This is a genomic window from Serinicoccus shuyuelongi, from assembly GCF_045032955.1.
Lineage (GTDB): Bacteria > Actinomycetota > Actinomycetes > Actinomycetales > Dermatophilaceae > Ornithinicoccus.
Genome location: NZ_JBJFZU010000003.1, coordinates 152,132 through 173,939, shown reverse-complemented (window position 1 = coordinate 173,939; position 21,808 = coordinate 152,132). Strand labels below are relative to the sequence as shown.

The window sequence follows — 21,808 nt, the reverse complement described above, 5'->3', positions numbered from 1 at the left end:
GACGCCCCGGGTGCCCTCCCCCCTGCGGAGGGCACCCGGGGCGTCGGTCAGGGGCGGTCAGCCGGAGATCATCCGGGCGTAGACGACCGTGTTGTCCACGTGGTGGCCGGTGGCCTCGTCGAACTCCCCACCGCAGGTGATGAGGCGCAGCTCGGCCTCGTCGGTCGGGCCGTAGACGTCCACGGTCGGGAAGGCGTCCTTGGCGAACTGGTCCACTCGGTACACCTCGAAGGTCACCGTCCGACCGTCCGCGCGCTCCACCTCCGCGGTGTCCCCGGGCTCCAGGGCACCGAGGTCGAAGAAGATCGACTCGCGACCACCCGGGCCGGTGACATGGCCCTCGATGACGGTGGGCCCGAGCTCCCCGGGAGTGGGCGACCCGTCGTACCAGGCCGCCTCGTCGACACGGTCACCGGTGGGCACCGCCAGGGTGCCGTCGTCGTTGAGCCCGAGCGGGTGCAACGGACTGGTGACGGAGATCGACGGGATGCGGACCTCGACCGGCTCGGACCGGGGCAGCGCCGCGACCTGCTCGACCTCGGCCGCCGGCTCCTGCTCCGCCCGCTCGGCGTCGGAGTCGGACTCCGCGTCCGTCACCGGGTCGGCGTCCGGGTCCTCCGAGGAGGTCGGCTGCCCGCCCGGCTCCTCGGTGGCGGTGGCCTCCGGCTCGGGGGCCGGCTCCTCGGTCGCCGGTGCCGTCTCCTCGGGGGTCGAGGCGGTCACCGTCGGCGACGGCGGGTCGGGCCGCTGGTTGACCAGCCCGACACCGAGGGCGACCACCCCGATGAGGACGGCCAGGACGGCCAGGGCCGTGAGGGTGACTCCCCCACGGCCCTGGCGTGCTGATGACGACGTGGTCATGTCAGCTCTCGTCGCGACGGCGCTGACCCAGCGCCAGGGCACCCGCACCGGCGACGGCAAGCAGCGCGCCACCGGCCATCAGGCCGGAGTTCTCCAGGCCCGAGGTGCTCCCACCACCGGTCTCCACGCCACCACCGGGGGCGCTCATCTGGCCCATCTGGAAGGCTCCGCAGAGGGCCGGGTCGGTGGCCTCGGAGGGCAGGCTCGGGTCGAGGTCGGACTCCTGGTCGCCGTCGTACTCGCCGGAGCCGTTGTGGTCCACCCCGTGGATGACGACGACGCCGTTGCCCTCGTTCAGCTCGGCCGCCACGTCGTCCGGCACCTCGAAGGTGCGCTCGTAGGTGTAGGTGCCGACGGCCGGGAAGTTCGCCACGTCGAGCGCGGCGGCCTCGGAGGTGTCGGCGTCGTTGCCGGTGAGCGAGACGCGCACCTCGCCGTAGCTGTCGATCGCGTCGGTGGTGCGGATGGCACCCTCGAAGCCGGTGCCCTCCATGTTCGGGTCGGGGCACTGCCCGGCGCCACCGAGGTGGATGTGCTGGGCGTGCGGGGCGCCGTCGAGCAGGCCCTGCACCTCGACCTTCATCCAGACCTCGTTGCCGTCGACCTTGGCCCAGGCCTCGCCGCTGCCACCGGAGTCGTTGAGCTCGCCGAAGGTGGTCATCAGCTCCACGGGCTCGTGGTCGTCCGCGAGCGCCGGGGCGGCGGTCATGGTGAGCAGGGCGGGGGCGGCCAGTGCGGCCAGTGCGGTGGTGATCTTCATCAGGTCACTCCTCCTGTCGTGCGCAGCGGCCGGTGTGCCACCGCGCGTTGGGGACACAGGGGATTCGCAGGCAGATGTGATCCGGATTGCATCTGTGATGCAGATCACATGATCGAAGCGAGAAGCCGTCGGTGGAACCCCACCGCAGAGGGACCTGTCGGTCAGCCGAGGGGGACGACGACGAACGGCTCGGTGGTGGGTTCCGCGGAGCCGCCGGGCGGCTCGACGGTGAGACCGACCGCCACGGCGCCCTCGGTGGAGCCCTCCAGGAGGTCGGCGCGCTCGTCCAGCGCCTCCTCGGAGAGCACCCCGGCGGAGCGGGCGGTGCCGTCGGCGTGCACGAACCAGGCCTGGTACACGGATCCCTCCTGGGGGCCCTGCATACCCTCGGGCAGCTGCAGCACCGCCTGACCGGAGCCGGCGGAGGTGACGACCGCCACCATGCCGTCGTCGGTGTCGGCGGTGTACTGGGCGGCGTCCTCGGCCCCGACGATCTGCTCGATCGGGTCGGGACCCATCCCCTGCAGCACACCCCAGGTGCCCACCGCGATCACCGCGGCGGCCGCTGCACCGAGCAGCCAGGAACGGGAACCGGTACGACGCCGCTCGCGGCGTTCGCGCCCTGCCTCCAGGGAGGTCACCTCGGAGTTCGCGGAGGTCGCCGAGGAGGTGCTCTCCCCGGCGCCGGACGCGGCCTCGGCGGCGACCATCTCCAGCACACGTGTCCGCAGCGCCGGGGGCGGCTCGACCTCCTGCCCCTCGGACAGGAACATCACTGCGTCGGACATCTCGGCGACGACCTCCCGGCACTCGGCGCAGGAGTCCAGGTGAGCCTCGAAGGTGATCCGCTCTGCGTCGTCGACGGCGTCGACTGCGTAGGCAGCAGCGAGGCTGTGCACCTCGTCACGCATCTCGTTCACTTCTCCTCACCTCCGTTCATCTGGGCCCTGAGCTTGCGTAACCCGTCCCTGATCCGTGTCTTCGCCGTCCCGAGCGGTATGTCCAACCGCTGTGCCACCTCGCGGTGGGTCAGGCCCGAGAAGTACGCGAGCTCGACGGTCGTACGATGCGGCTCACCGACCAGGGCGAGCGCCTTCTGCACCCGACCTGCCTCGATACGCCCCACCGCTTCCTCGGACGTCGAGTCGTAGGCGGGTGTTGTGTGCAGGGATTCGTAGCGGTGCAGCCGATCGGATTGCGCCTGTTCCGAACGGACCCGGTCCACGGCCCGGCGGTGGGTCAGGGTGAGCAGCCACCCCATCGCGGAGCCCTTGGACGGGTCCACCTCGCCGGCCTGACGCCACACCTGGAGGAAGACGTCCTGGGTGACCTCCTCGGCGATCGCCCGGTCACGGACGATCCGCAGGGCGAGGCCGAAGACGCGGGAGGCGACCTGGTCGTAGAGGCGGGCGAAGGCGACCTGGTCCCCCTCGGAGATGGCGCGCATGAGGGTCGGGAGGTCCTTCGTGGTCTCCGAGGTGTCGGCGGTGCCGACCGCCCCGGCGTCCTTCCTGTTCGTGGAGCTCAGGGACCCTGCTCCCGTCGTCGATCCCACTGCTGCTCCATCCGTTCCATGAAGTTGCCGGAGCCCGACCTGCGCTGCTTGCGGGGCTGCTGCTTGGTGCCGGGGGTGTCCTTGCCGACCACCTGCAGCCGCGGGTTCTTGGCGGTCGCGGCCGGCGTGGCCGCCCAGGCCCCGCCGAGGACCATGGCCAGGAAGCCGAGGGCCCCCACCCAGATGACCGAGGCCATCACCCCGACGACGACGAGCGCCAGCCCGGCGAGGGCGACGAGGATGCCGATCGCCAGTCGCCGACGGTCCAGCCCACCGCCTGCACCGCTGGGGGCCGGTCGGTTGAGCTGGCTGGCCAGGCGTGGGTCCTCGGCATGGAGCGCCTGCTCCATCTGCTCGAGAACACGCTGCTCGTGCTCGGAGAGCGGCACGTTCACCTCCGGGGGGTGCGGTCATGGCTCCGGCGACGCGGCGCCGGTGCCAGAGAGATCAGTGTCCAGGATATGGGGTGAACGTGCAGAGCACTAGCCGGAGTTCCCGCAGGGGTCCCGTCCCAGGTCAGGGCCCGCCCCGCCCCAGCAGGCTGGCCGGGCGGACGGCACGGTGGCCGAAGCGGGCGGTGGCCCGGTCGGCCGCCCGCTCGACCTCCCGCCAGCCGCGCTCCGGCTCGTCCAGGCGCCCCTGCACCAGGGTGCGATCCGCCTCGGTGACACCCTCCACCCGCACCCCCAGCATCCTGATCCGGGCGCGCTGCAGGCCGAGCCCGGCATACAGCGCGCACGCGGTGGCGTGCACGTCGCGGGTGACGTCCGTGGCCACCGCCTGGGTGCGTGACCGGGTGAGGGTGGTGAAGTCGGAGAACCGGACGGTGAGCACCACGGTGCGCCCGAGCACACCCGCGTGCCGCATCCGGCTGGCGGTCCGCTCGGCGAGGTGGAGCAGCTGACGTCGGATCACGTCGGGGTCGTCGACGTCATGGCTGAACGTCTCCGAGGAACCGACGCTGCGTTCCCGGCGGGCGGGGACGACCGGGTCGGTGTCGGCACCCCACGCCAGGTCGTGCAGGCGCACCGCCGACTGCTCGCCGAGCGCCCGCACCAGGGTGGCGCGCGGCACGTGCGCCAGCTGGGCGACGGTGTGCAGGCCGAGCCGGTGCAGCTCGGCCTCGGTGGACCCGCCCACCCCCCAGAGCGCCCCCACCGGAAGCGGGTGCAGGAAGGGCACGACCTCGTCCTGGCCGAGCAGACGCATACCGTCCGGCTTGGCGGCGCGCGAGGCCATCTTGGCCACCGCCTTGGAGGGCGCCCCACCCACCGAGCAGGTGATCCCCTGCTCGTCGACCACGGTGTTGCGGATCCAGCGCCCGATCCGTTCCGGGCTCCCCCACTGCCGGCCGGCGGTGGTGACGTCCAGGAAGGCCTCCTCCATCGAGACCGGCTCCACCCGGGGCGTGACCTCGGCGAAGATGGCCATCACCCCTTCCGAGGCCCTGGCGTAGCGGTCGAAGTCCGGGCGCACCACCACCGCCGGAGGGCACAGCCGCCTGGCCGTGGCCATCGGCATACCGGAGCGCACCCCGTAGGCCCGCGCCTCGTAGCTGGCCGACAGCACCACGCTGCGCCACCCGCCGCCGACCACGACGGGCTGCCCGCGCAGACCCGGCTGCTCGAGCAACGAGACCGCGACGTAGAAGGCGTCCATGTCGACGTGCAGCACGTTCACCACCCGGAGCTCCCCGGGCTGGAGTGCCACAGCTTGCCACCGGGCTGCCGGGTGGCCTCCCCCGCCGGCTTGATGTCGGCGTAGGGCGACTGGGTGAAGCCGGAGGCGTGGACCAGCACCCGTCGTCCGGGCCGGGGGCCCGCGTCCTCGGCCGCGAGCAGGCGCGCGGTCTCCTCCGCCCTCGCCATCTGCTCCCGGACCGCGACCACCCCTCCGTGCTCCCAGGCCTGGGCCAGCGAGCCCAGCTCCCAGGCGCCGGTCGCCCGGATCGACACCCCCCGGGGGCCGGTGCGGCGCAGGACCCCGCGCACCACCAGCAGCCAGGAGTGGAAGACGGTGCCCGCGTACGGGCCCTGGACGTCCTCGAAGAAGGTCGCGTCGGCCGGACCGGTGCCGTCTTCGAGGGTGAGGAAGACGACACGGCGCCCGGAGCGGACCGGTGGGGTCTGGGTGGCCACCTTCGCGCCGGCGATGAGCACCTCGGCCCCTCCCCGGCAGGAGAGCAGGTCGCGGGACCGGGTCACCCCGAGCTCGGCCAGCATCCGGGTGTGCCCGGCGACCACGTGCCGGCTGACGTCCATACCCAGCACCTCCAGCTCCGCCCGGAGCTGCTCGGACTCGTCCATCTCCGGCAGCCCGCTGCCCGACAACGGCGCCGGGTCGTCACCCAGCTCCAGGGTCAGCTGGGTGGCCTGCGCCGGTCCCCCCGCCGGGTGCCGGAACCGCGGCCGGCGTCCCTCGGCCTGGGCCCCGGTGCGGGTGGCGACCTCACCGGCCACCTGCTCGATCTGCGGCGCCGGCCGACGACCGCCCCGGCTCCGACCGCGACCGGTCGCCGCGTGCCGCGTCCACCGGTCCAGGTCCCGGAGGTGCAGCAGCAGGTCACGCCGGGTCAGTTCACCCCGTCGGGCCTGCGCCGCCCCGGAGCGTCCCGCGGTGCCGGCCCGCGGCCCCTGCCGCCCGACCCGGTGCAGGGCGTCCAGACCTCCGGCCAGCACCAGCCGCTCGGCGGTCGGCCGGCTGGGACGCGCCCGGTGCCACAGGTCGGCCAGCGAGTCGTAGGGCTGCCCGGCGACGATCCTGGTGACCTCGTCCTCGGAGATGCCCTTGACCTCGGACAGGGAGAGCCGGATGCCGTAGCCGTCCGCCCGTCGCTCGATCCGGTCCAGCGTCTCGTCGACCCGGTCCGGACGACGGGGCAGCGGGCCCCGGGACGGTCCCCGCGCCCCGCTCGGGGCGCCGTCCGGCTCGACCCGCTCCACCCGGTAGCTCGAGCCCGAGGCGTTGACGTCCAGGCCGAGCACGTGCACGCCCATGCTGCGGGCCTCGTCGAGGATGAGGCGTTTGGGGTACATCCCCGGGTCGTGGGTCAGCACCCCGGCGAGGAAGGCCGCGGTGTGATGGGTCTTCAGCCAGGCCGACTGGTAGGTCGGCAGCGCGAAGGCCGCCGCGTGGGCCTTGCAGAAACCGAAGGAGGCGAAGGCCGCGAGCACCTCCCAGATGCGGTCGACGTCCTCGCCCCGGTAGCCCCGGGCCGCGGCGACGGTCCGCCACCACACCTCGACCTTCTCCTGGCCTGCCGTGCTGCCCATGGCCCGCCGCACCTCGTCGGCCTGGGCCAGGGACACCCCGGTGGTCTCGGCGACGATCTGCAGCACCTGCTCGTGGAAGACGACGACCCCGCAGGTCTGCTCCAGGTAGGGCACCAGGCTGGGATGCAGGTACTCCGGCTCCCCCCAGCCCTGCCGCGCGTGCAGGAACGGCCTGATCATGTCGGACTTCACCGGGCCCGGACGGAAGAGCGAGATGTCGATGATGATGTCGGAGAAGTTCTCCGGGCCGAACTTGCCGACGAGCTCGCGCTGCCCGGGGGACTCGATCTGGAAGCACCCCAGGGTGCGGGTGGACTGGATGAGCGAGTAGGTGTCCGGGTCGTCCAGCGGCACCTGGTGCCGGTCGTCGAGGTCGATGCTCACCCCGTCGACCCGGTGGACCTCGTCCAGCGCGTGCGCCATCGAGGACTGCATCCGGATGCCGAGCACGTCGAGCTTGAGCAGCCCGAGCTCCTCGACGTCGTCCTTGTCGAACTGGCTCATCGGGAACCCCAGCCAGCTCGCCTCGACCGGGGTGCGGTCCAGCAGCCCGGTGTTGGACAGGATCACCCCGCAGGGGTGCATGGCAATGTGCCGGGGCAGCCCGTCCAGGGACTCCACCAGCTCCAGCAGCTGCTGCATCCTGGGCGCGTCCAGCCCCTGGCGGCGCAGCTCGGGCAGGTCACGGATGGCGGCCCGTGCGTCCCGCGCCCGGATGTGCGGGAAGGCCTTGGCGAGGGTGTCGATCTCCCCGGGTGGCAGCCCGAGGGTCGCCGCCACGTCACGGACCGCGTGCCGCACCCGGTAGGTCTCGACCATCGACACGCAGGTCACCCGCTCCGACCCGAAGCGCTCCAGGATCCGCTCGTAGAGCTCGGTGCGGCGGGCCGACTCCACGTCGATGTCGATGTCCGGCAGCTGGGCACGAAGCGGTGAGCAGAAGCGCTCCATCAGCAGACCGTGCTCCATCGGGTCCACCCCGCTGATCCCGAGCAGGTAGTTCACCAGACTGCCGGCGCCCGAGCCCCGGGCCGCCACCCGCACCCCCTGGTCGCGGATGAGGTCGCAGACCTGGGCGACGGTGAGGAAGTAGGTGGGGTACCCCAGACCCGCGATGACGCCCAGCTCCTCCTCGAGCCGGACCTGCAGACCGCGCCGGTATGCCTGGTCGGCGCCGGGGTACCGGGTGCCGATCGCCTGGGTGCACCTCTCGGTGAGCACCTGGTGCGCCTGCCCGACCCCCTCGACCCCGAGGATCTCCGGCTCGGGCAGGTGGACCGAGCCGATCCCGAGGTCGGACCGGGGGTCCTGGTGGCACTCGGCGGCCAGCGCGAGGGTGTCGCGCAGCAGCACCTCGGCCCGGGCCCCCGGCCCGCCGGCCCGCTCGAGCTGGCGGGCCAGCCCGTGCATGGCCGCGGTCCCGGCCAGGTGGCCGGCGCTGCTGACCCGGTCCAGGTGACGCTCGTCGAGCGCCACCATCCTCCGGGCGGCGTCCAGCACGTCGACCACCCGGGCCTGCTCCGGGGTGGCGTGCCGGACCGCGGCGGTGAGCACCGCGGGGACGCCCAGCTCCCTCGCCAGGGCCCACAGCGCGGTGGCGTGCGGCACGCTGCCCGGGGTGCCCCCGGGACCACCGTGGCAGACCACCTCGACCCGCACCGCCCCCGCGGGCAGCACGTCCGTCCACCCCTGCAGCAGCGAGCGGGCCAGCTCGTGCCGCCGGGCCAGCAGGGCCCGGCCGACGTCGGAGCCGGGGCCGAGCAGCACGACGAGCGGGGCCACCCCCTCGACCGAGGCCGCCGCCCGGGCCACCAGCTCCGGGGTGGTGCGTGGCACGGAACGCTCCCCGGCCAGGTGGGTGTGCGTGACCAGGCGGCACAGACGTGCCCAGCCGGTCCCGGGGTCGACCCCGGCCCGCTGCCCACGGGCCAGCACGACCACCCGGGGCTGCTGGTCGTCCACCAGGGCACCGCCCTTGACCGGGGTGCGTGGTCCGCGCCGCCCGGGGTCCGGGGCGGCGGCCAGCGCCAGGTCGACCCCCAGCACCGGGGCGATCCCGGCGTCGGTGCAGGCCCGGGCGAACCGGACGGCGCCGTAGAGGCCGTCCCGGTCGGTCAGCCCCAGTGCCGACTGCCCGTGCCCGGCCGCCAGTGCCACCAGGTCGGCAGGGTGGGAGGCGCCGTAGCGCATCGAGGCGCTGGAGGCGACGTGCAGATGGACGAAGTCGTCGCTCTCAGGCATACCTCACCCGTGTCCCAACGGGGCCAGCTCGGCCGCGAGCGGCACCTCGCAGGGCAGGTGCAGGGCGGCCCGCACCAGCTCGAGGAACCGCTCCCCCGAGCGGACCAGGTCGTCGGCCTCCCGTGCGGTCACGACGTCGGCACCCCGCTCCAGGGCGAGCCGGCGCCGACCGGAGTCGGCGAAGAAGATCGCCCACTCGGTCAGCTCGGGGGCCACCGTGGGCAGCACCTCCCAGACGCTGCGCGGTCGGCTGCGCCGGCTCGGCACGGTGCGTGCCGCGAGCAGCGCGGCACCGGCCCGCAACGCCGCCAGGTGGGCCTGGGTGTAGCGCTCGGCGGCGGTACTGCTGTGGCAGGCCTGCAGCAGCACCGCCTGCGCACGCTCGAGCAGGTCCAGCACGGCGCCCGCCGTGGCCACCTGAGCCGTCATCACGTCCTTCTTCCTGTCGTCGCCCTCGTTCTGCCTGCACCGCGTCCTCGCTCCCGTGCCCCCATCAGTCGGTGACACGGTCCAGCCACCAGCGCTCGCCCTGGGCGAGGTCGTAGACCCCGGTGCCGCCGGTCCGACCGGCGCCGGCCTCCACCCGCCAGACCACCCGTTCCAGGGTCGGCAGCGCCGGCGCCGAACCCTCCGTCGCGCCGCCGGTGCCCTCCTCGTCCTCGGCACCGCGCCACCACGGCACCCGCTGGCTCCACTGGGCGAGCACCGCGCGCACCAGGTGCAGACGTCCGCGCCAGAGGAAGAGCGTGGGGACCTGGTCGTCGCCGGGGGTGGTCGACAGCGCCCCCTCCACCCGGACCCCGTGCTCCCGGGCCGGGCCCAGCCGGACCTCGACCTGCTCGTGGTATCTCCTGCTCATGACGCTCTCCCTGCGGACTCGAGGCGGTGGACCGTTCTTGAGTCGAACAGATGTTCGACGCATAGGACAAAGGTACGACTCCCCACCGACAAGCTCAACCCCCGTGTGGACAACTCCTGCACGCGGACCCCGTCGGGCAGCACCATGGACACCTCGGCCCGGGCCAAGGAGGGGGTGGCCCGGGCCGGGCACCACCCCCGATAGGCTCGAGGCTGGTGGAGCAGGTCCGGCCACGGGCCGCACCGGCCCACCGACCCGGCATCACGCCGGCCCCCGAGCACAGGAGGACCCGTGACGCACGCCCTGGACGGCGTCGACCTGCTCCCCCGGGTGCAGCGCGCGCTGGACGAGCACATCGACGCGCAGCGAGAGGCGCTCGCCGCCCTGGGCGAACCGATGACCCCGCTCGTCGACTCCGTCGCGGAGCTGCTGGCCGGGGGAAAGCGGCTGCGTGCCGCCTTCCTCTACTGGGGGTGGCGCGCGCTCGGGGGTGCCGACGACGACGCCGCCGTCCGGGCCGCGAGCTCGATGGAGGTCTTCCAGGCGGCGGCGCTCCTGCACGACGACGTGATGGACAACAGCGACCTGCGGCGCGGGCACCCCACCGCCCACCGGGCGTTCGCCGCCCGCCACCAGGCGCAGGGCTGGTCCGGCGAGTCCGCCCGCTTCGGTCACGCCGCCGCCATCCTGGCCGGCGACCTGTGCCTGTGCTGGACCGACGAGCTCTTCAGCTCCAGCGGCCTGCCCGAGGCCGGTCTGCGACGGGCCCGCCCGGAGTTCGACCGGATGCGGACCCACCTCATGGGCGGCCAGTTCCTGGACATGCTGGAGGGCGCGCGCGGGTGGCACGACCTCGGCCACGCCGAACGGCTGGAACGCTGCCGCACCGTGATCCGGTTCAAGAGCGCGCGCTACTCCGTCGAGCAGCCGCTGCTCATCGGCGCGCTCGCCGCGGACGCGACGCAGGACACCCTCGCAGGACTGGCCCGCTACGGCGCTGCGCTGGGCGAGGCCTTCCAGCTCCGCGACGACGTGCTGGGCGTCTTCGGCGACCCCGGGCAGACCGGCAAGCCGGCCGGCGACGACCTGCGCGAGGGCAAGCACACCGTCCTGGTCGCGCACGCCCTGGAGTATGCCGACCCCGCGGACGCGCGGTTGCTCGCCGACAGCCTGGGCGACCCCGACCTCGGCGACGACGCCGTCCAGGAGTGCCGGCGGGTGCTGGTCTCGTCCACCGCGCTGGAGCGCACGGAGGCGATGGTCTCCGACGACGCCCAGGAGGCGGTGCGCGCCCTGGACACCATCGGGGACCTCACCGCGGACGGGCGCCGGGCGCTCGCCGAGCTGGTCGAGATCTGCACGGTCCGCGCCACCTGAGGGCGCGGACCGCGCCATCGGGGATCAGAAGGCGTGCTCCTGGGCGCGTCGCCGCACCTCGGTCTTCGACCCCGTGTGCAGGGACGCCAGGGCACTGCCGCCGGCGAAGGTGTCGTCCGGCGCATGCAACCAGTCGATCACCTCGTCGTCGGAGAAACCGCCGTCCGACAGGACGGTGATCGTGCCCTGCAACGAGGGCAGCGGACCGTCCTCGACGAGGAAGCCGCCGGGCACCATGACGGCCCTGTTCTCACCTCGGCGTCGCCCCAGCAGCTGACGTTCCTGCAACCAGCTCCTGACCTCCTGCACGCTCGCCCCGGTCCGTTCCATGACCTCGGGGACTGTCAACCATTCCGGAATTACATTCGTGTCACTTACCACACCCCCTAGTCAATCACATTCAGCGACACGCCCAAAAGGTGGACCAACAGGAATAGAGCAGGTACTGTCCCTTTTGCCTCACGGGCATCGTGTTCACCCTGAATCACGAATACCCCGTCAGCACTTCTGTATATACCTCGTCACTTCAGCCTCGGAGGACCCGACGTGAGCCCCCTCTTCGCCGCCCTGCCCCCCGGCGACCTGCCGACCAACGCCTACGTCGCCCCGACCGGAGTGCACGCCACCGCGCCCATCGCGACCGACCTGGTGATGGCCCCGAAGACCCGGTCCCACACCGTCGTCCCCGGTGAGACCGTCTACGGCATCGCCGACCGCTACGACGTGGCCCCCCAGGACATCGTCCGCGCCAACAAGCTCTCCCAGGGCGGCCGGTGGATCCTGCCGGGCGCGACCCTGCGCATCCCGGGTTCCGGCGCCACCGACACCGGGGCCGAGTCGTCCTCCCGGCCCAGCTCCTCGGAGCGCAGGGGCGCAGGGACCGTCACGGTCCGGGCCGGCGACACCCTCTCCCACCTGGCCGTGCGGCACGGGGTCAGCGTCAACGCGCTCGTGTCGGCGAACTCGCTCACCAACAGCCGGCTCATCTACCCCGACCAGGTGCTGACCCTGCCCGGCAAGGACGGGGCCGGCTCCCGACCGGCGTCCTCGCCCGCGTCGAGCTCGGCGTCCGGCTCCCAGCAGTCCTCCGCCGACCGGTCCTCGAGCTCGGGCTCGACGACCGTCACGGTGCGCAACGGCGACACCCTCTGGGGCCTGGCCACCGACCGCGGGGTGAGCGTGTCCGCGCTGGCCGGCGCCAACGACCTCAGCAGCAGCGCCATGATCTACCCCGGCCAGACGCTGCGCCTGCCCGGCACCGGGTCGGGCGGTTCCGCGGACACCACCTCCTCGGGCCGGGGCTCCGGCGCCTCGACCTCCTCCGGCACGCTCGAGCGTCCCTACGACGAGTCGACCATCGGGGACATCAAGGCCGGCGAGGAGGTGCTCGACACTTTCCTGCACTACCGCTACACCGACGGCATCGCCCGCTCGGCCGCGGCGAACCGCGACTACCTGTCCGGCGTGGACGCGCCCAGCCAGGACCGGGTGAAGGAGATGATCACCGAGACCAGCCGGCGGCACGGGGTCGACCCGTCGCTGATGCTCGCGCTCTCCTACCAGGAGTCCGGGTGGAACCACCGGGCCGTCTCCCCGGCGAACGCGATCGGCGCGATGCAGGTCATCCCCAGCTCGGGGGAATGGGCCTCCTCGCTGGTCGGGCGCGAGCTGAACCTGCTCGACCCGCAGGACAACGTCACCGCCGGGGTCGTCATCATGCGGGCGCTGCAGCGTTCCGCGGACTCCTCGGACGAGGCCATCGGTGGGTACTACCAGGGCCTGGCCAGCGTGCGCCAGCACGGTCTCTTCCCGGACACCGAGCAGTACGTCGGCAACATCAAGCGGCTCATGTCCACCCAGTGAGGCGGCATACCGTCGGGGCGCACCTCCCACTCCCGGGGCGCGCCGCTTCGTAGACTCGGGACGTGAGTGCCCAGACCCCCAGCGTGTACGACCGCGTCATCGACGGTCGTTACCAGGTCGAGGCCGAGCTGGCGCACGGGGGGATGGCGACCGTCTACCGGGCCCGGGACCTGCGGCTGGACCGCCCGGTCGCGCTCAAGGTCATGCGCGCCGACCTGGCCGGTGACGACGCCTTCGTCCGCCGCTTCGTGCAGGAGGCCCGGGCTGCCGCCCGGCTGCAGCACCCGCACGTGGTCAGCGTCTACGACCAGGGCGAGGACGAGGACGTCGTCTTCCTGGCGATGGAGCTGGTCGAGGGGTCCACGCTGCGGGACGTGATCCGGCACCGGTCGCCGATGTCGACCCGGGCGGCGCTGGCGCTGCTGGTGCCGGTCGTGGAGGCGCTGGCCGAGGCTCACCGCCGGGGCCTGGTGCACCGCGACATCAAGCCCGAGAACGTGCTGATCGCCGGCGGTCGCGAGGCCGGGGTGAAGGTCGCCGACTTCGGTCTGGCCCGGGCGATCTCCGCCTCCGGGGCGCAGGCGAGCGCCGAGATGCTGTGGGGGACGGCCGCCTACCTGGCGCCCGAGCAGGTCGAGCACGACGCCGTGGACGCCCGCACCGACGTGTATGCCGTGGGCCTGCTCCTCTTCGAGCTCCTCAGCGGGCGCAAGGCGTTCCCCGGCGGGGACCCGCTGCGGGTCGCGTACGAGCACGTGCACGGCGGTGTCCCCCGGCTCCGGGCCACCGTGCCGACGGTCCCGGTCGCCGTCGACGAGCTGGTGCACCGGGCGGCCGCCACCGAGCCCGCCGACCGCCCGGAGGACGCCGGGACGCTGCTGCGCGAGCTGCGGGTGCTGACCGAGGGGCTCAGCCCTCAGGAGCTGGACGCGATCCCTGAGCCGGTGCACGACGAGGACCGCACCCAGGCCCTCCGGCACAGCGACCACACCCAGCTGGTCGGCGGGGACGAGGGCTCCACCCGGCGGATCCCGGTCGCCGGCGCCACCGGCGACGGGCACTTCGCCCGCACCACCGGCAACCGGGAGCGGGCGACCACCCGGTCCACCCGCTCGGCGCCACCGGGCCGGGCGGCGGGCTCCGCACGGCCCTCCCCGACGACCCCTCCCCCGCGCCGCCGGGGCCGCCGCCGGGGACTGCTCGTCGTGCTGGTGCTGCTCGGGGTGCTCGGTCTCGGCGGCGTCGGCTACGGCGCGTGGTGGTACACCGACGGCCCCGGGGTGCACTCCGCCGTGCCGGTCCTGGTCGACCTCCCCGAGGACGAGGCCCGCGAGCTGCTGGACGCGCGACAGCTCGACCCGGTCGTCAGCTACGACTACTCCGAGGGCGTGACCGAGGGCGTCGTCATCTCCACCGACCAGCCGCCGGGCACCGAACTGCGGCACGGCAGCGACGTCGCCCTGGTGGTCTCCCAGGGCCAGGAACGGTATGCCGTCCCGCCGCTGACCGGGTTGACGCTGGAGTCGGCGCAGGACGCCCTCTCCGCGGTCAACCTCACCCTCGGCGAGCAGGTCCGCGAGCACGACGAGGACGAGCCGGAGGGCCGCATCCTGAGCACCTCCCCCGAGGTCGGCGAGCTGCTGCCCCCGGACGGTGCGGTCGACGTGGTGATCAGCGACGGGCCCGCCCCGGTGCAGGTCCCCGACGTCACCGGAGACACCCAGGAGGAGGCGACCGCACAGATCCAGGAGGCCGGTCTCACGGTGACCGTCGACCCCGAACGCACCTTCGACGACGAGGTGCCGGAAGGCTCGGTGGTCGGCCAGTCGCCCACCTCCGGCTCGCTCGAGCGGGGTAGCACCGTGACCCTGACGATCTCCCAGGGTCCGGAGCTGGTGACCGTCCCTCAGGTGGTCGGGCGGCAGTTCTCCGCGGCCGAGGAGGAGCTGTCCGAGCTCGGTCTGGAGGTCGAGCGGGAGGACGTCCGCGGCGGGTTCTTCGGCACCGTCCGGGAGCAGTCGGTCGAGGACGGTGAGGAGGTACCGGTCGGCACCGTCGTGGTCCTCACCGTGGTCTGAGCCTGCCCCACGGGTGGCCGCGGCATGACCCAGGAAGAACGCTCACCCGTCGTTCTTTCGTGGGCTCGCACCTGCTCACTCCTGGTGCGCCCAGCGCTCCTCCTGGTCCACCCGGCCCCGGGGGTGGTAGCCGTGCGACTCCCACCAGCCCTCCTGCCGCCGGTGGTGGTAGGCCAGCTCTACCACCCACTTGGGCCCCTTGAACCCGTAGAGGTGGGGCAGCACCGCGCGGGCCGGCCACCCGTGCTCGGGGGTGAGCGGCTCGCCGTCGACCCGGTTCGCGAGCAGCGAGTCCGGCCGGACCAGGTCCTCCAGCAGCACCACCGAGGAGTACCCGCGCACGGCCGCCAGCACCACGTGCTCGACGCCCGCCTCCGGCGGCGCCAGCGCGACCACGTCGGCGAACCGGACGCCGCCCCAGAGCAGCCCGGGAATGCTGCGGCGGTCGACGCAGTGCATACCGGCCGACACCTCCACGTCCGGGAGCTCGGCCAGCCGTTCCCAGTCGAGGACGGTGACGCCCCCGTCGCGGGTGGCCCCGGTCACCCGCAGCTCCCAGGAGTCGGCGTCCAGGCGCGGCACCCGGCCGTAGAAGCTGGGCCGCCAGACCTGCGCCAGGCGCTGCCCCGGCGGCAGCTCCTGGTCCCTCCCCTGCGGACCCGTCACGTCGACCGGCCGGTCCCCCGCTGTCCGAGGAGGTCCAGCAGGACCGCAACGGCGTGCTCGGTCATCGCGTCATCGGCGTCCAGGTGCCAGACGAAGCGGGCGTGGCGGGTGTCGGTGGGGTACCCGAGCACCCCACGCCCGGCGGCTGCAGCGACCAGGTCAGGGCCCGACCAGCCGACCGCCGCCGTGTCCAGGACCAGGATGTTCGTCTCGACGGCGGCCGGGTCGACGACCTCCGGGTAGGCCCCCCCGAGGATGCCCGCGACCGTGCTCGTGCGGGCGTGGTCGTCGGCGAGGCGGTCCAGCTGGTGCTCGATCGCCCAGGCTCCGGCCGCGGCCAGGATGCCTACCTGGCGCATCCCTCCCCCCATCCGCTTGCGCAGCACCCGGGCCTGCTCGACCCGCTCCTGGGAGGCGACCAGCACCGAGCCCACCGGCGCCCCCAGCCCCTTGGACAGGCAGACCGAGACGGTGTCCGCGCAGGCGCCGTAGTCCGCCAGCGGCACCCCGGTGGCCACGTGCGCGTTCCAGAGCCGGGCGCCGTCCAGGTGCACCCCCACCCCGACCTGCCGGGTCTGCTCACGGAGCCGGCGCATCGCCGCCAGAGGCTGCACCGTGCCCCCGCCGAAGTTGTGCGTGTTCTCCACCACGACGCATGCCGTGCCCACCTGGTACGGGCCGCCGTCCGCGACCATCACCGCGAGCGCGGTGTCCACGTCGAGCAGGCCCCGGTGGGCGACCCAGCTGCGGGTGGTGATGCCGGAGTAGGCGGCGGCCGCGCCCAGCTCGGCGCGCAGGACGTGCGCCAGGTGGTCGCTGATGACCTCCTGGCCGGGGCCCGCGTGCAGCCGCAGGGCGACCTGGTTGGCCATCGACCCGGTCGGCATGAAGAGCGCCGCCTCGTGGCCGAGCAGCGACGCGACCCGCTGCTCCAGCAGGGCCACCGTCGGGTCCTCGCCGTAGACGTCGTCGCCGACCGGCGCGTCGACCATGGCCTCCCGCATTCCGGCGCTCGGCCGGGTCAGGGTGTCCGAACGCAGGTCGGCGACCAGCGCCGGTCCCGTCGCGGCCTGCGGGTGCACCGTCACCTCAGCGGACACCCCGCTCGAGCATCTCGGCGACGACGAAGGCCAGCTCCAGGCTCTGCTGGTGGTTCAGCCGCGGGTCGCACAGCGTCTCGTAGCGCAGCCCCAGGTCGTCCAGGTCGACGGGCGTGGTGCCGCCCACGCACTCGGTGACGTCGTTGCCGGTGAGCTCCACGTGGATCCCACCCGGGTGCGTACCGGCCTCGGCGTGCGCCTCGAAGAACCCGCGCACCTCGTCCACCACGTCCTCGAACCGGCGGGTCTTGAAGCCGCTGGGCGAGGTGAAGGTGTTGCCGTGCATGGGGTCGCAGACCCAGGCGACGCGGCGCGCCTCGTCCCCGAGCGAGGTGAGCAGCGCCGGGAGCTGGTCCCGGATCGTGGACGCCCCCATCCGGGTGATGAAGGTGAGCCGGCCGGGGGTGCGGTCCGGGTCGATCTTGTCCATCAGCGCCAGCACCGTGTCCCGGTCCGCGGACGGGCCGAGCTTGACCGCGACCGGGTTCTGGATCCGGGACACGAAGTCGATGTGGGCGCCGTCCAGGTCGCGGGTCCGCTCCCCCACCCAGACCAGGTGGCTGGAGGTGTCGTAGAGCAGCCCGGTGCGGTGGTCCCGGCGCACCATCGGGCGCTCGTAGTCCAGGATCAGCGCCTCGTGCGCGGAGTAGAACTCGACCCGGCGCATCTCCTCCGCGTCGGCCACGCCGGACGCCTCCAGGAAGCGGACGGCCCGGTCGATGTCGCGCGCCATCTGCTCGTACCGCGCCTGCGCCGGGCCCCGGAGGAACCCCTTGTTCCAGGCGTGCACGCTGCGCAGGTCGGCGAAGCCGCCGCTGGTGAAGCCGCGGACCAGGTTGAGGGTGGCCGAGCTGGCGTGGTAGCAGCGCAGCAGCCGCTCGGGGTCGTGCCGACGGGACTCGGGGGTGAACTCGAACCCGTTGACCATGTCCCCGCGGTATGCCGGCAGGGTCACCTCGTCCCGGGTCTCGGTGTCCGCGCTCCGCGGCTTGGCGAACTGGCCGGCCATCCGGCCGATCTTGACGACCGGGGTGCCCGCGCCGTAGGTGAGCACCACGGCCATCTGCAGGATCGTCTTGATCCGGTCGCGGATGTTCGGGCCGGTGACGTCGGCCAGGGTCTCGGCGCAGTCCCCGCCCTGCAGCGTGAACGCCTCACCGGCCGCCACCGCAGCCAGCCGGGTCCGCAGCTGGTCGCACTCGCCGGCGAAGACGAGCGGTGGATAGGTCGAGAGGACCGACAGGGTCTGGGCCAGCGACGCCGGGTCGTCCCAGGTCGGCTGCTGGCGTGCGGGCAGGTCGGGCCAGTCGATGTCGTGCCCACCACTGGTGGCCAGGCCGGTCAGGTCGGTACTCACACGCTCCATCGTAGGAGACGCGCCGGGGTGCCGCTGACGCGGCGTCAGTCCCGATCGTCCCCCGGCATACCGGGGCGGGGTGCCGGTCCGGGGTCGGTGACCTCATCCCGGGACCGCTCGCGCGCCTTCTCCCGTGCTTTCTCGGCGGCCTCGGCCAGGCCTTCCTTGGCCCGCTCCCCCGCGTGCTCGAGACCCACCCGGGCCTGCTCGATCCCCGCCCTGGTGCGGGCCGCGAGCCGCTCCTTCACCCCGGCCGCGTACTCGTCGACGTACTCCTGGCCGGAGAGGCGCTGCAGCTCGGCCATCACCTCGTCGGTGATCCGGCGCAGCACGTCGTGGTCCTCGGTCATCCCCGCGTACTGCGGGTAGTACATCGGGCGACCGACCCGGACCCCCACCTGGACGACGTTGGGGATCTTCTGCCCCGTCGGCTGTGCCTTGTCGGTGTCGATCATGGCGCACGGGACGATGGGGACGTCCACCTCGAGGGCCAGCCGGGCCATCCCGGTCTTTCCGCGGTACAGCCGGCCGTCCGGGCTGCGGGTGCCCTCGGGGTAGATGCCGAAGAGTTCACCGGCGCGCAGCACCGCCAGGCCCTGCTCGAGCGCGGCGCTGGAGGCCTTGCCACCGGCCCGGTCGATCGGGATCTGGCCGGTGGAGGTGAAGAACAACCGGGTGAGCCACCCCTTGACGCCGCTGCCGGTGAAGTACTCGATCTTGGCCGGGAAGGTGATCCTCCGGTCGACCATGAGCGGCAGCAGGATGGAGTCGGAGAACGACAGGTGGTTGCTGGCCAGGATCGCGGCACCCTCGGTGGGCACGTGCTGCTTGCCCTCGATCCAGGGCCGGAACACGGCCCTGATCGGCGGGCCGACGAAGAGGTGCTTGAGGATCCAGTAGATCATCGGGAGCTCCTCCTGCGACGGGCGCCGCCATGGCCTGGTGTGCCCGCTGACTCTACCCCTCGCGCGGCACGGGAGCCCCGGACCGCGCGGTGCTCCCGTGCGACACTGGAGAGGTGGACCCGCAGCAGCACGCACGCACCGCCTCGTGCCCGCAGGACGCCCCGTGAGCTCCCCCCGTCCGCCGGGTGAGGGCCCGGACGACGCGGAGGTCGACCGCGCGTTCGCGCAGATCGTCGCGGGGCTGCGCAGCGAGGGGTCGGCCACCGGGGTGAACCCGCCCTGGCCACCCGAGGCCCCCGCGAACCGGCCGGCGCCGCAGGGCCCCCCACCGCAGGGCCCCCCGCCGCAGCACCTGGGTCCGGGCACCCCCGAGGGGATGGCCACCGACCACCGTTCCTACGAGCCCCCGGAGGAGGACGACCACTTCGTCCCGCCGCCGCCGCCCCCGCTCCCGGCGGGCGACCTGCACTTCTGGGGGATCGTGGTGGGTCTGGTGCTCGGCCCGGCCCTGGTCGTGCTGTCCGCCGTGGTCCCGGCCCTGGGCGCCCCGTGGGCCTTCGTCGGGGCGGTGCTCGCCGTGGGCGGCTTCGTCCTGCTGGTGCTGCGCCAGCCGCGCCGGCGCGGCCTCGGCGACGGGGACGACGGGGCCCGGGTCTAGGGGACCCGGGCGGCACCGCTCAGAACTGCAGGTCGACCCAGACCGGCAGGTGGTCGCTGGCGTCGGTCACCGGGACCTTCTCCAGCAGTCGGCGGTCGCCGGGGTTCGCGTCCGTGTGCCCCCGGGCGAAGACGGCGTCGATGTGCCGGTGCGGGTGGTGCGCCGGGAAGGTCGGGTCCTGCCCGGTGACCTCCTGCGCCACCCCGCCGAGGACGGCCCAGGCGGCCCCGTCCGGCCCCTCGTTCAGGTCGCCGCCCACCACCAGGGGCTCGTCCCGGGGGATGTCGGGGTCGTGCGCGATCTCGGTCAGGACGGTCCGGGCGTGCGCCAGCCGCTGCTCCTCCTTGAGGGGCAGGTGGACGGAGGCCACGGTCACCATCGGGCCGGCGGGCACCCGGACCCGCGCCAGCGTGTAGCTGCGCGGGTTCTCCCGGAGCCCGACGGCGAGCCGGCGGTCCCGGGCGTCGGTGGTGCTGACCCGCAGCGAGCTCATCAGGCTGGTGCCGCTGACCGCGCGGGTACGGCCGGACCAGAGCATCCCGCTGTCCCGGGCCAGCGCCGCGATGGCGTAGCTCGATCCCGGGTAGCGCGGCACCTCCTGCAGCAGCAGGACGTCGGGACGGAGGGCACGGACGACGGCGGCCGCTGCCGCGGCGTCGTCCTTCAGGCCGCGCAGGTTGTAGCTCGCGACACGCAACGAAGACATGCCCCCATCTTCCCTCACCGGGGACGGGCCGCCACGCCCGGCCCGACCCCCTGACCACGGCGACGGACCCTGTCGAGCAGGCTGGGGTCCATGTCCGACCTTCTCGCCCCGGCCCTGTCCGCGCACGAGCTGCAGGCGGCCCTACGTGCCCGCACCCTCTCCGCACGGGAGGCCCTCGAGGCGCACCTGGAGCGGATCGAGCAGGTGAACGACCGGGTGAACGCGGTGGTCACGCTGGTCCCCGAGCAGGCGCGCCGGGACGCGGCGGCGGCGGACGAGAGGGCCGTCCGGGCGGCCCGGGAGGGGTGGGACCTCCCGCTGCTGCACGGCATACCGATGACGCACAAGGACACGCACGCCACCCGCGGCATCCGGACGACCTCGGGCTCGCTCCTGTTCGCCGAGCACGTGCCGACCCACGACGACCTGGTGGTGGCCCGGCTGCGGGCGGCCGGGGTGGTCAGCACCGGCAAGAACAACGTGCCGGAGTTCGCGGCCGGCTCGCACACCTTCAACGAGGTCTTCGGGGCCACCCGCAACCCGCACGCCCTGGACCGCTCCGCCGGCGGGTCCTCCGGCGGTGCCGCGGTGGCCCTCGCCACCGGCATCCAGTCCTTGGCCGACGGCTCCGACATGGGGGGCAGCCTGCGCAACCCGGCGGCGTTCAACGGCGTGGTGGGGCTGCGCCCCAGCGCCGGGGTGGTGCCGGCCGCCCCCACCCCCGACCCGGGCGGCTGGCTGTCCGTCCCGGGGGCGATGGCGCGCACCGTCGACGACGTCATCCTGATGATGGCAGCCGTGGCCGGGCCCGACCCCCGGGTGTCGCTGCCCTGCCCGGCCGGCGGGGACGACTTCGCCGCCCTGCTGGCCGAGCCGCCCGCGCAGAGCCTGGCCGGGCTCCGGGTCGCGGTGAGCACCGACCTGGGCCTGGACCTACCGGTCGAGCCGGTGGTCGCCGACGCCGTGCACGGTATGGCGCGCACGCTCGCCGACCTGGGCGCCCGGGTCGAGCACGCCTGCCCCGACCTGAGCGACGCCGACGAGGTCTTCGACGTGACCCGGGCCCTGGACATGGCGCTCCGGCTGCGCGACCTGGTGGCCGAGCACCGCGACGACGGCCTGGTGAAGCCCGAGGTGGTCTGGAACGTCGAGCGGGGGCTGTCGCTGACCGGCGCCCAGGTGCTGGACGCCCGGGCGGCCCGGGCGCGGCTGCGGGACCGGGTGCGCGACGGGTTCAGCCGCATCGACCTCCTGCTGGTCCCCACCACGCAGGTGCTGCCCTTCCCGGCCGACGAGCGCTGGCCCCGGGTCGTCGCCGGGCGCCGGATGGACAGCTACGTGGAGTGGATGCGCTCCTGCAGCGTCATCTCGGCCACCGGGTGCCCGGCCCTGTCCCTGCCGGTGGGCACGCACCAGGGGCTGCCGGTGGGGGTGCAGCTGGTCGCCGCCCCCGGGGCGGACGTCGCGCTGCTGCGGGCCGCCCGGGCGCTGCCGACCGTCTCCGTCGGGGCCCGCTGACGACGGGGCAACGGGGCTCCGGCCCTCGGCAC

At 73.7% G+C, this 21,808-nt stretch carries 20 protein-coding genes; 5 read left to right on the top strand and 15 right to left on the bottom strand.

Translation table 11 applies throughout. The features are described from left to right. Window positions 1–57: 57 nt before the first annotated feature. From ACI3EY_RS05270 to ACI3EY_RS05230, 9 genes are all read right to left on the bottom strand, one after another. Window positions 58–861: a class F sortase gene (locus tag ACI3EY_RS05270; protein ID WP_405037833.1), complete on the bottom strand. Its 804-nt coding sequence runs from the start codon at window positions 859–861 to the stop codon at window positions 58–60. A 1-nt stretch (window position 862) separates the two neighbouring features. Beyond that, on the bottom strand, window positions 863–1,621 hold the full coding sequence (locus ACI3EY_RS05265; protein ID WP_405037832.1) for a CHRD domain-containing protein: 759 nt from the start codon (window positions 1,619–1,621) through the stop codon (window positions 863–865). Between the two features lie 161 nt (window positions 1,622–1,782). Then, a complete protein-coding gene (locus ACI3EY_RS05260) occupies window positions 1,783–2,532 on the bottom strand; it encodes an anti-sigma factor (RefSeq protein ID WP_405037929.1) in 750 nt (249 codons plus the stop codon). 5 nt (window positions 2,533–2,537) lie between these two features. Further along, entirely contained in the window at window positions 2,538–3,176 is a 639-nt protein-coding gene (gene sigK, locus ACI3EY_RS05255; RefSeq protein WP_405037831.1) for an ECF RNA polymerase sigma factor SigK, read from the bottom strand. After that, window positions 3,146–3,571 (bottom strand): DUF3040 domain-containing protein, encoded by a 426-nt coding sequence (locus tag ACI3EY_RS05250; RefSeq protein ID WP_405037830.1) that lies wholly within the window; start codon window positions 3,569–3,571, stop codon window positions 3,146–3,148. The genes sigK and ACI3EY_RS05250 overlap by 31 nt, the downstream gene beginning before the upstream one ends. A 121-nt stretch (window positions 3,572–3,692) precedes the next feature. Continuing rightward, window positions 3,693–4,886 carry a DNA polymerase IV gene (gene dinB, locus ACI3EY_RS05245; RefSeq protein WP_405037829.1) on the bottom strand — a complete coding sequence of 398 codons (1,194 nt, stop codon included), beginning with the start codon at window positions 4,884–4,886 and terminating at the stop codon, window positions 3,693–3,695. Next, window positions 4,853–8,689 (bottom strand): DNA polymerase III subunit alpha, encoded by a 3,837-nt coding sequence (locus ACI3EY_RS05240; RefSeq protein WP_405039646.1) that lies wholly within the window; start codon window positions 8,687–8,689, stop codon window positions 4,853–4,855. Before ACI3EY_RS05240 ends, dinB begins: the two co-directional genes overlap by 34 nt. A gap of 3 nt (window positions 8,690–8,692) precedes the next feature. Next, window positions 8,693–9,118 (bottom strand): SAV_6107 family HEPN domain-containing protein, encoded by a 426-nt coding sequence (locus ACI3EY_RS05235; protein WP_405039645.1) that lies wholly within the window; start codon window positions 9,116–9,118, stop codon window positions 8,693–8,695. A 64-nt stretch (window positions 9,119–9,182) separates the two neighbouring features. Next, the gene (locus tag ACI3EY_RS05230; RefSeq protein ID WP_405037826.1) at window positions 9,183–9,548 is read right to left on the bottom strand and encodes a DUF6504 family protein; all 366 of its coding nucleotides are present in this window, start codon (window positions 9,546–9,548) and stop codon (window positions 9,183–9,185) included. Window positions 9,549–9,839: 291 nt separating this feature from the next. Between ACI3EY_RS05230 and ACI3EY_RS05225 the strand changes: the two genes are divergently transcribed. Continuing rightward, on the top strand, window positions 9,840–10,925 hold the full coding sequence (locus tag ACI3EY_RS05225; protein WP_405039644.1) for a polyprenyl synthetase family protein: 1,086 nt from the start codon (window positions 9,840–9,842) through the stop codon (window positions 10,923–10,925). 24 nt (window positions 10,926–10,949) lie between these two features. Here ACI3EY_RS05225 and ACI3EY_RS05220 read toward each other — a convergent pair whose 3' ends face one another. Then, a complete protein-coding gene (locus ACI3EY_RS05220; protein WP_405037824.1) occupies window positions 10,950–11,306 on the bottom strand; it encodes an Rv2175c family DNA-binding protein in 357 nt (118 codons plus the stop codon). A gap of 165 nt (window positions 11,307–11,471) precedes the next feature. Here ACI3EY_RS05220 and ACI3EY_RS05215 point away from each other — a divergent pair, with 165 nt between their 5' ends. Together ACI3EY_RS05215 and pknB are read left to right on the top strand one after the other, a co-directional pair. Continuing rightward, entirely contained in the window at window positions 11,472–12,788 is a 1,317-nt protein-coding gene (locus tag ACI3EY_RS05215) for a LysM peptidoglycan-binding domain-containing protein (RefSeq protein ID WP_405039643.1), read from the top strand. A gap of 62 nt (window positions 12,789–12,850) precedes the next feature. Further along, on the top strand, window positions 12,851–14,866 hold the full coding sequence (gene pknB / locus ACI3EY_RS05210) for a Stk1 family PASTA domain-containing Ser/Thr kinase (protein WP_405037822.1): 2,016 nt from the start codon (window positions 12,851–12,853) through the stop codon (window positions 14,864–14,866). A gap of 75 nt (window positions 14,867–14,941) precedes the next feature. On the opposite strand, the gene ACI3EY_RS05205 is transcribed toward pknB, so the two are convergent. Genes ACI3EY_RS05205 through ACI3EY_RS05190 form a run of 4 tightly spaced genes read right to left on the bottom strand, consistent with a single transcriptional unit; the run spans window position 14,942 to window position 18,894 of the window. Next, window positions 14,942–15,532 carry a molybdopterin-dependent oxidoreductase gene (locus ACI3EY_RS05205; protein WP_405037821.1) on the bottom strand — a complete coding sequence of 197 codons (591 nt, stop codon included), beginning with the start codon at window positions 15,530–15,532 and terminating at the stop codon, window positions 14,942–14,944. After that, window positions 15,529–16,632 carry a threonine aldolase family protein gene (locus ACI3EY_RS05200; protein ID WP_405039642.1) on the bottom strand — a complete coding sequence of 368 codons (1,104 nt, stop codon included), beginning with the start codon at window positions 16,630–16,632 and terminating at the stop codon, window positions 15,529–15,531. Before ACI3EY_RS05200 ends, ACI3EY_RS05205 begins: the two co-directional genes overlap by 4 nt. Further along, on the bottom strand, window positions 16,622–17,998 hold the full coding sequence (locus ACI3EY_RS05195; protein WP_405037819.1) for a class II 3-deoxy-7-phosphoheptulonate synthase: 1,377 nt from the start codon (window positions 17,996–17,998) through the stop codon (window positions 16,622–16,624). Before ACI3EY_RS05195 ends, ACI3EY_RS05200 begins: the two co-directional genes overlap by 11 nt. A gap of 35 nt (window positions 17,999–18,033) precedes the next feature. Then, the gene (locus ACI3EY_RS05190; RefSeq protein WP_405037818.1) at window positions 18,034–18,894 is read right to left on the bottom strand and encodes a 1-acyl-sn-glycerol-3-phosphate acyltransferase; all 861 of its coding nucleotides are present in this window, start codon (window positions 18,892–18,894) and stop codon (window positions 18,034–18,036) included. Between the two features lie 163 nt (window positions 18,895–19,057). On the opposite strand from ACI3EY_RS05190, the gene ACI3EY_RS05185 reads away from it, so the two are divergent. After that, complete coding sequence (locus tag ACI3EY_RS05185) at window positions 19,058–19,552, top strand: hypothetical protein (RefSeq protein ID WP_405039641.1); 495 nt, start codon at window positions 19,058–19,060, stop codon at window positions 19,550–19,552. Window positions 19,553–19,571: 19 nt separating this feature from the next. On the opposite strand, the gene ACI3EY_RS05180 is transcribed toward ACI3EY_RS05185, so the two are convergent. Then, window positions 19,572–20,258 carry an endonuclease/exonuclease/phosphatase family protein gene (locus ACI3EY_RS05180; RefSeq protein WP_405039640.1) on the bottom strand — a complete coding sequence of 229 codons (687 nt, stop codon included), beginning with the start codon at window positions 20,256–20,258 and terminating at the stop codon, window positions 19,572–19,574. Between the two features lie 90 nt (window positions 20,259–20,348). Between ACI3EY_RS05180 and ACI3EY_RS05175 the strand changes: the two genes are divergently transcribed. Further along, window positions 20,349–21,776 carry an amidase family protein gene (locus tag ACI3EY_RS05175; protein WP_405039639.1) on the top strand — a complete coding sequence of 476 codons (1,428 nt, stop codon included), beginning with the start codon at window positions 20,349–20,351 and terminating at the stop codon, window positions 21,774–21,776. The last annotated feature ends 32 nt before the right edge of the window (window positions 21,777–21,808 follow it).

Bases quoted from the DNA above. Each gene is read 5' to 3' on its own strand.
- ACI3EY_RS05265 (WP_405037832.1), bottom strand. From the start codon at position 1,621: ATGAAGATCACCACCGCACTGGCCGCACTGGCCGCCCCCGCCCTGCTC.
- ACI3EY_RS05260 (WP_405037929.1), bottom strand. From the start codon at position 2,532: ATGCGTGACGAGGTGCACAGCCTCGCTGCTGCCTACGCAGTCGACGCC.
- ACI3EY_RS05180 (WP_405039640.1), bottom strand. From the start codon at position 20,258: ATGTCTTCGTTGCGTGTCGCGAGCTACAACCTGCGCGGCCTGAAGGAC.
- ACI3EY_RS05190 (WP_405037818.1), bottom strand. From the start codon at position 18,894: ATGATCTACTGGATCCTCAAGCACCTCTTCGTCGGCCCGCCGATCAGG.
- ACI3EY_RS05270 (WP_405037833.1), bottom strand. From the start codon at position 861: ATGACCACGTCGTCATCAGCACGCCAGGGCCGTGGGGGAGTCACCCTC.
- ACI3EY_RS05195 (WP_405037819.1), bottom strand. From the start codon at position 17,998: ATGGAGCGTGTGAGTACCGACCTGACCGGCCTGGCCACCAGTGGTGGG.
- ACI3EY_RS05235 (WP_405039645.1), bottom strand. From the start codon at position 9,118: ATGACGGCTCAGGTGGCCACGGCGGGCGCCGTGCTGGACCTGCTCGAG.
- ACI3EY_RS05240 (WP_405039646.1), bottom strand. From the start codon at position 8,689: ATGCCTGAGAGCGACGACTTCGTCCATCTGCACGTCGCCTCCAGCGCC.
- ACI3EY_RS05230 (WP_405037826.1), bottom strand. From the start codon at position 9,548: ATGAGCAGGAGATACCACGAGCAGGTCGAGGTCCGGCTGGGCCCGGCC.
- ACI3EY_RS05175 (WP_405039639.1), top strand. From the start codon at position 20,349: ATGTCCGACCTTCTCGCCCCGGCCCTGTCCGCGCACGAGCTGCAGGCG.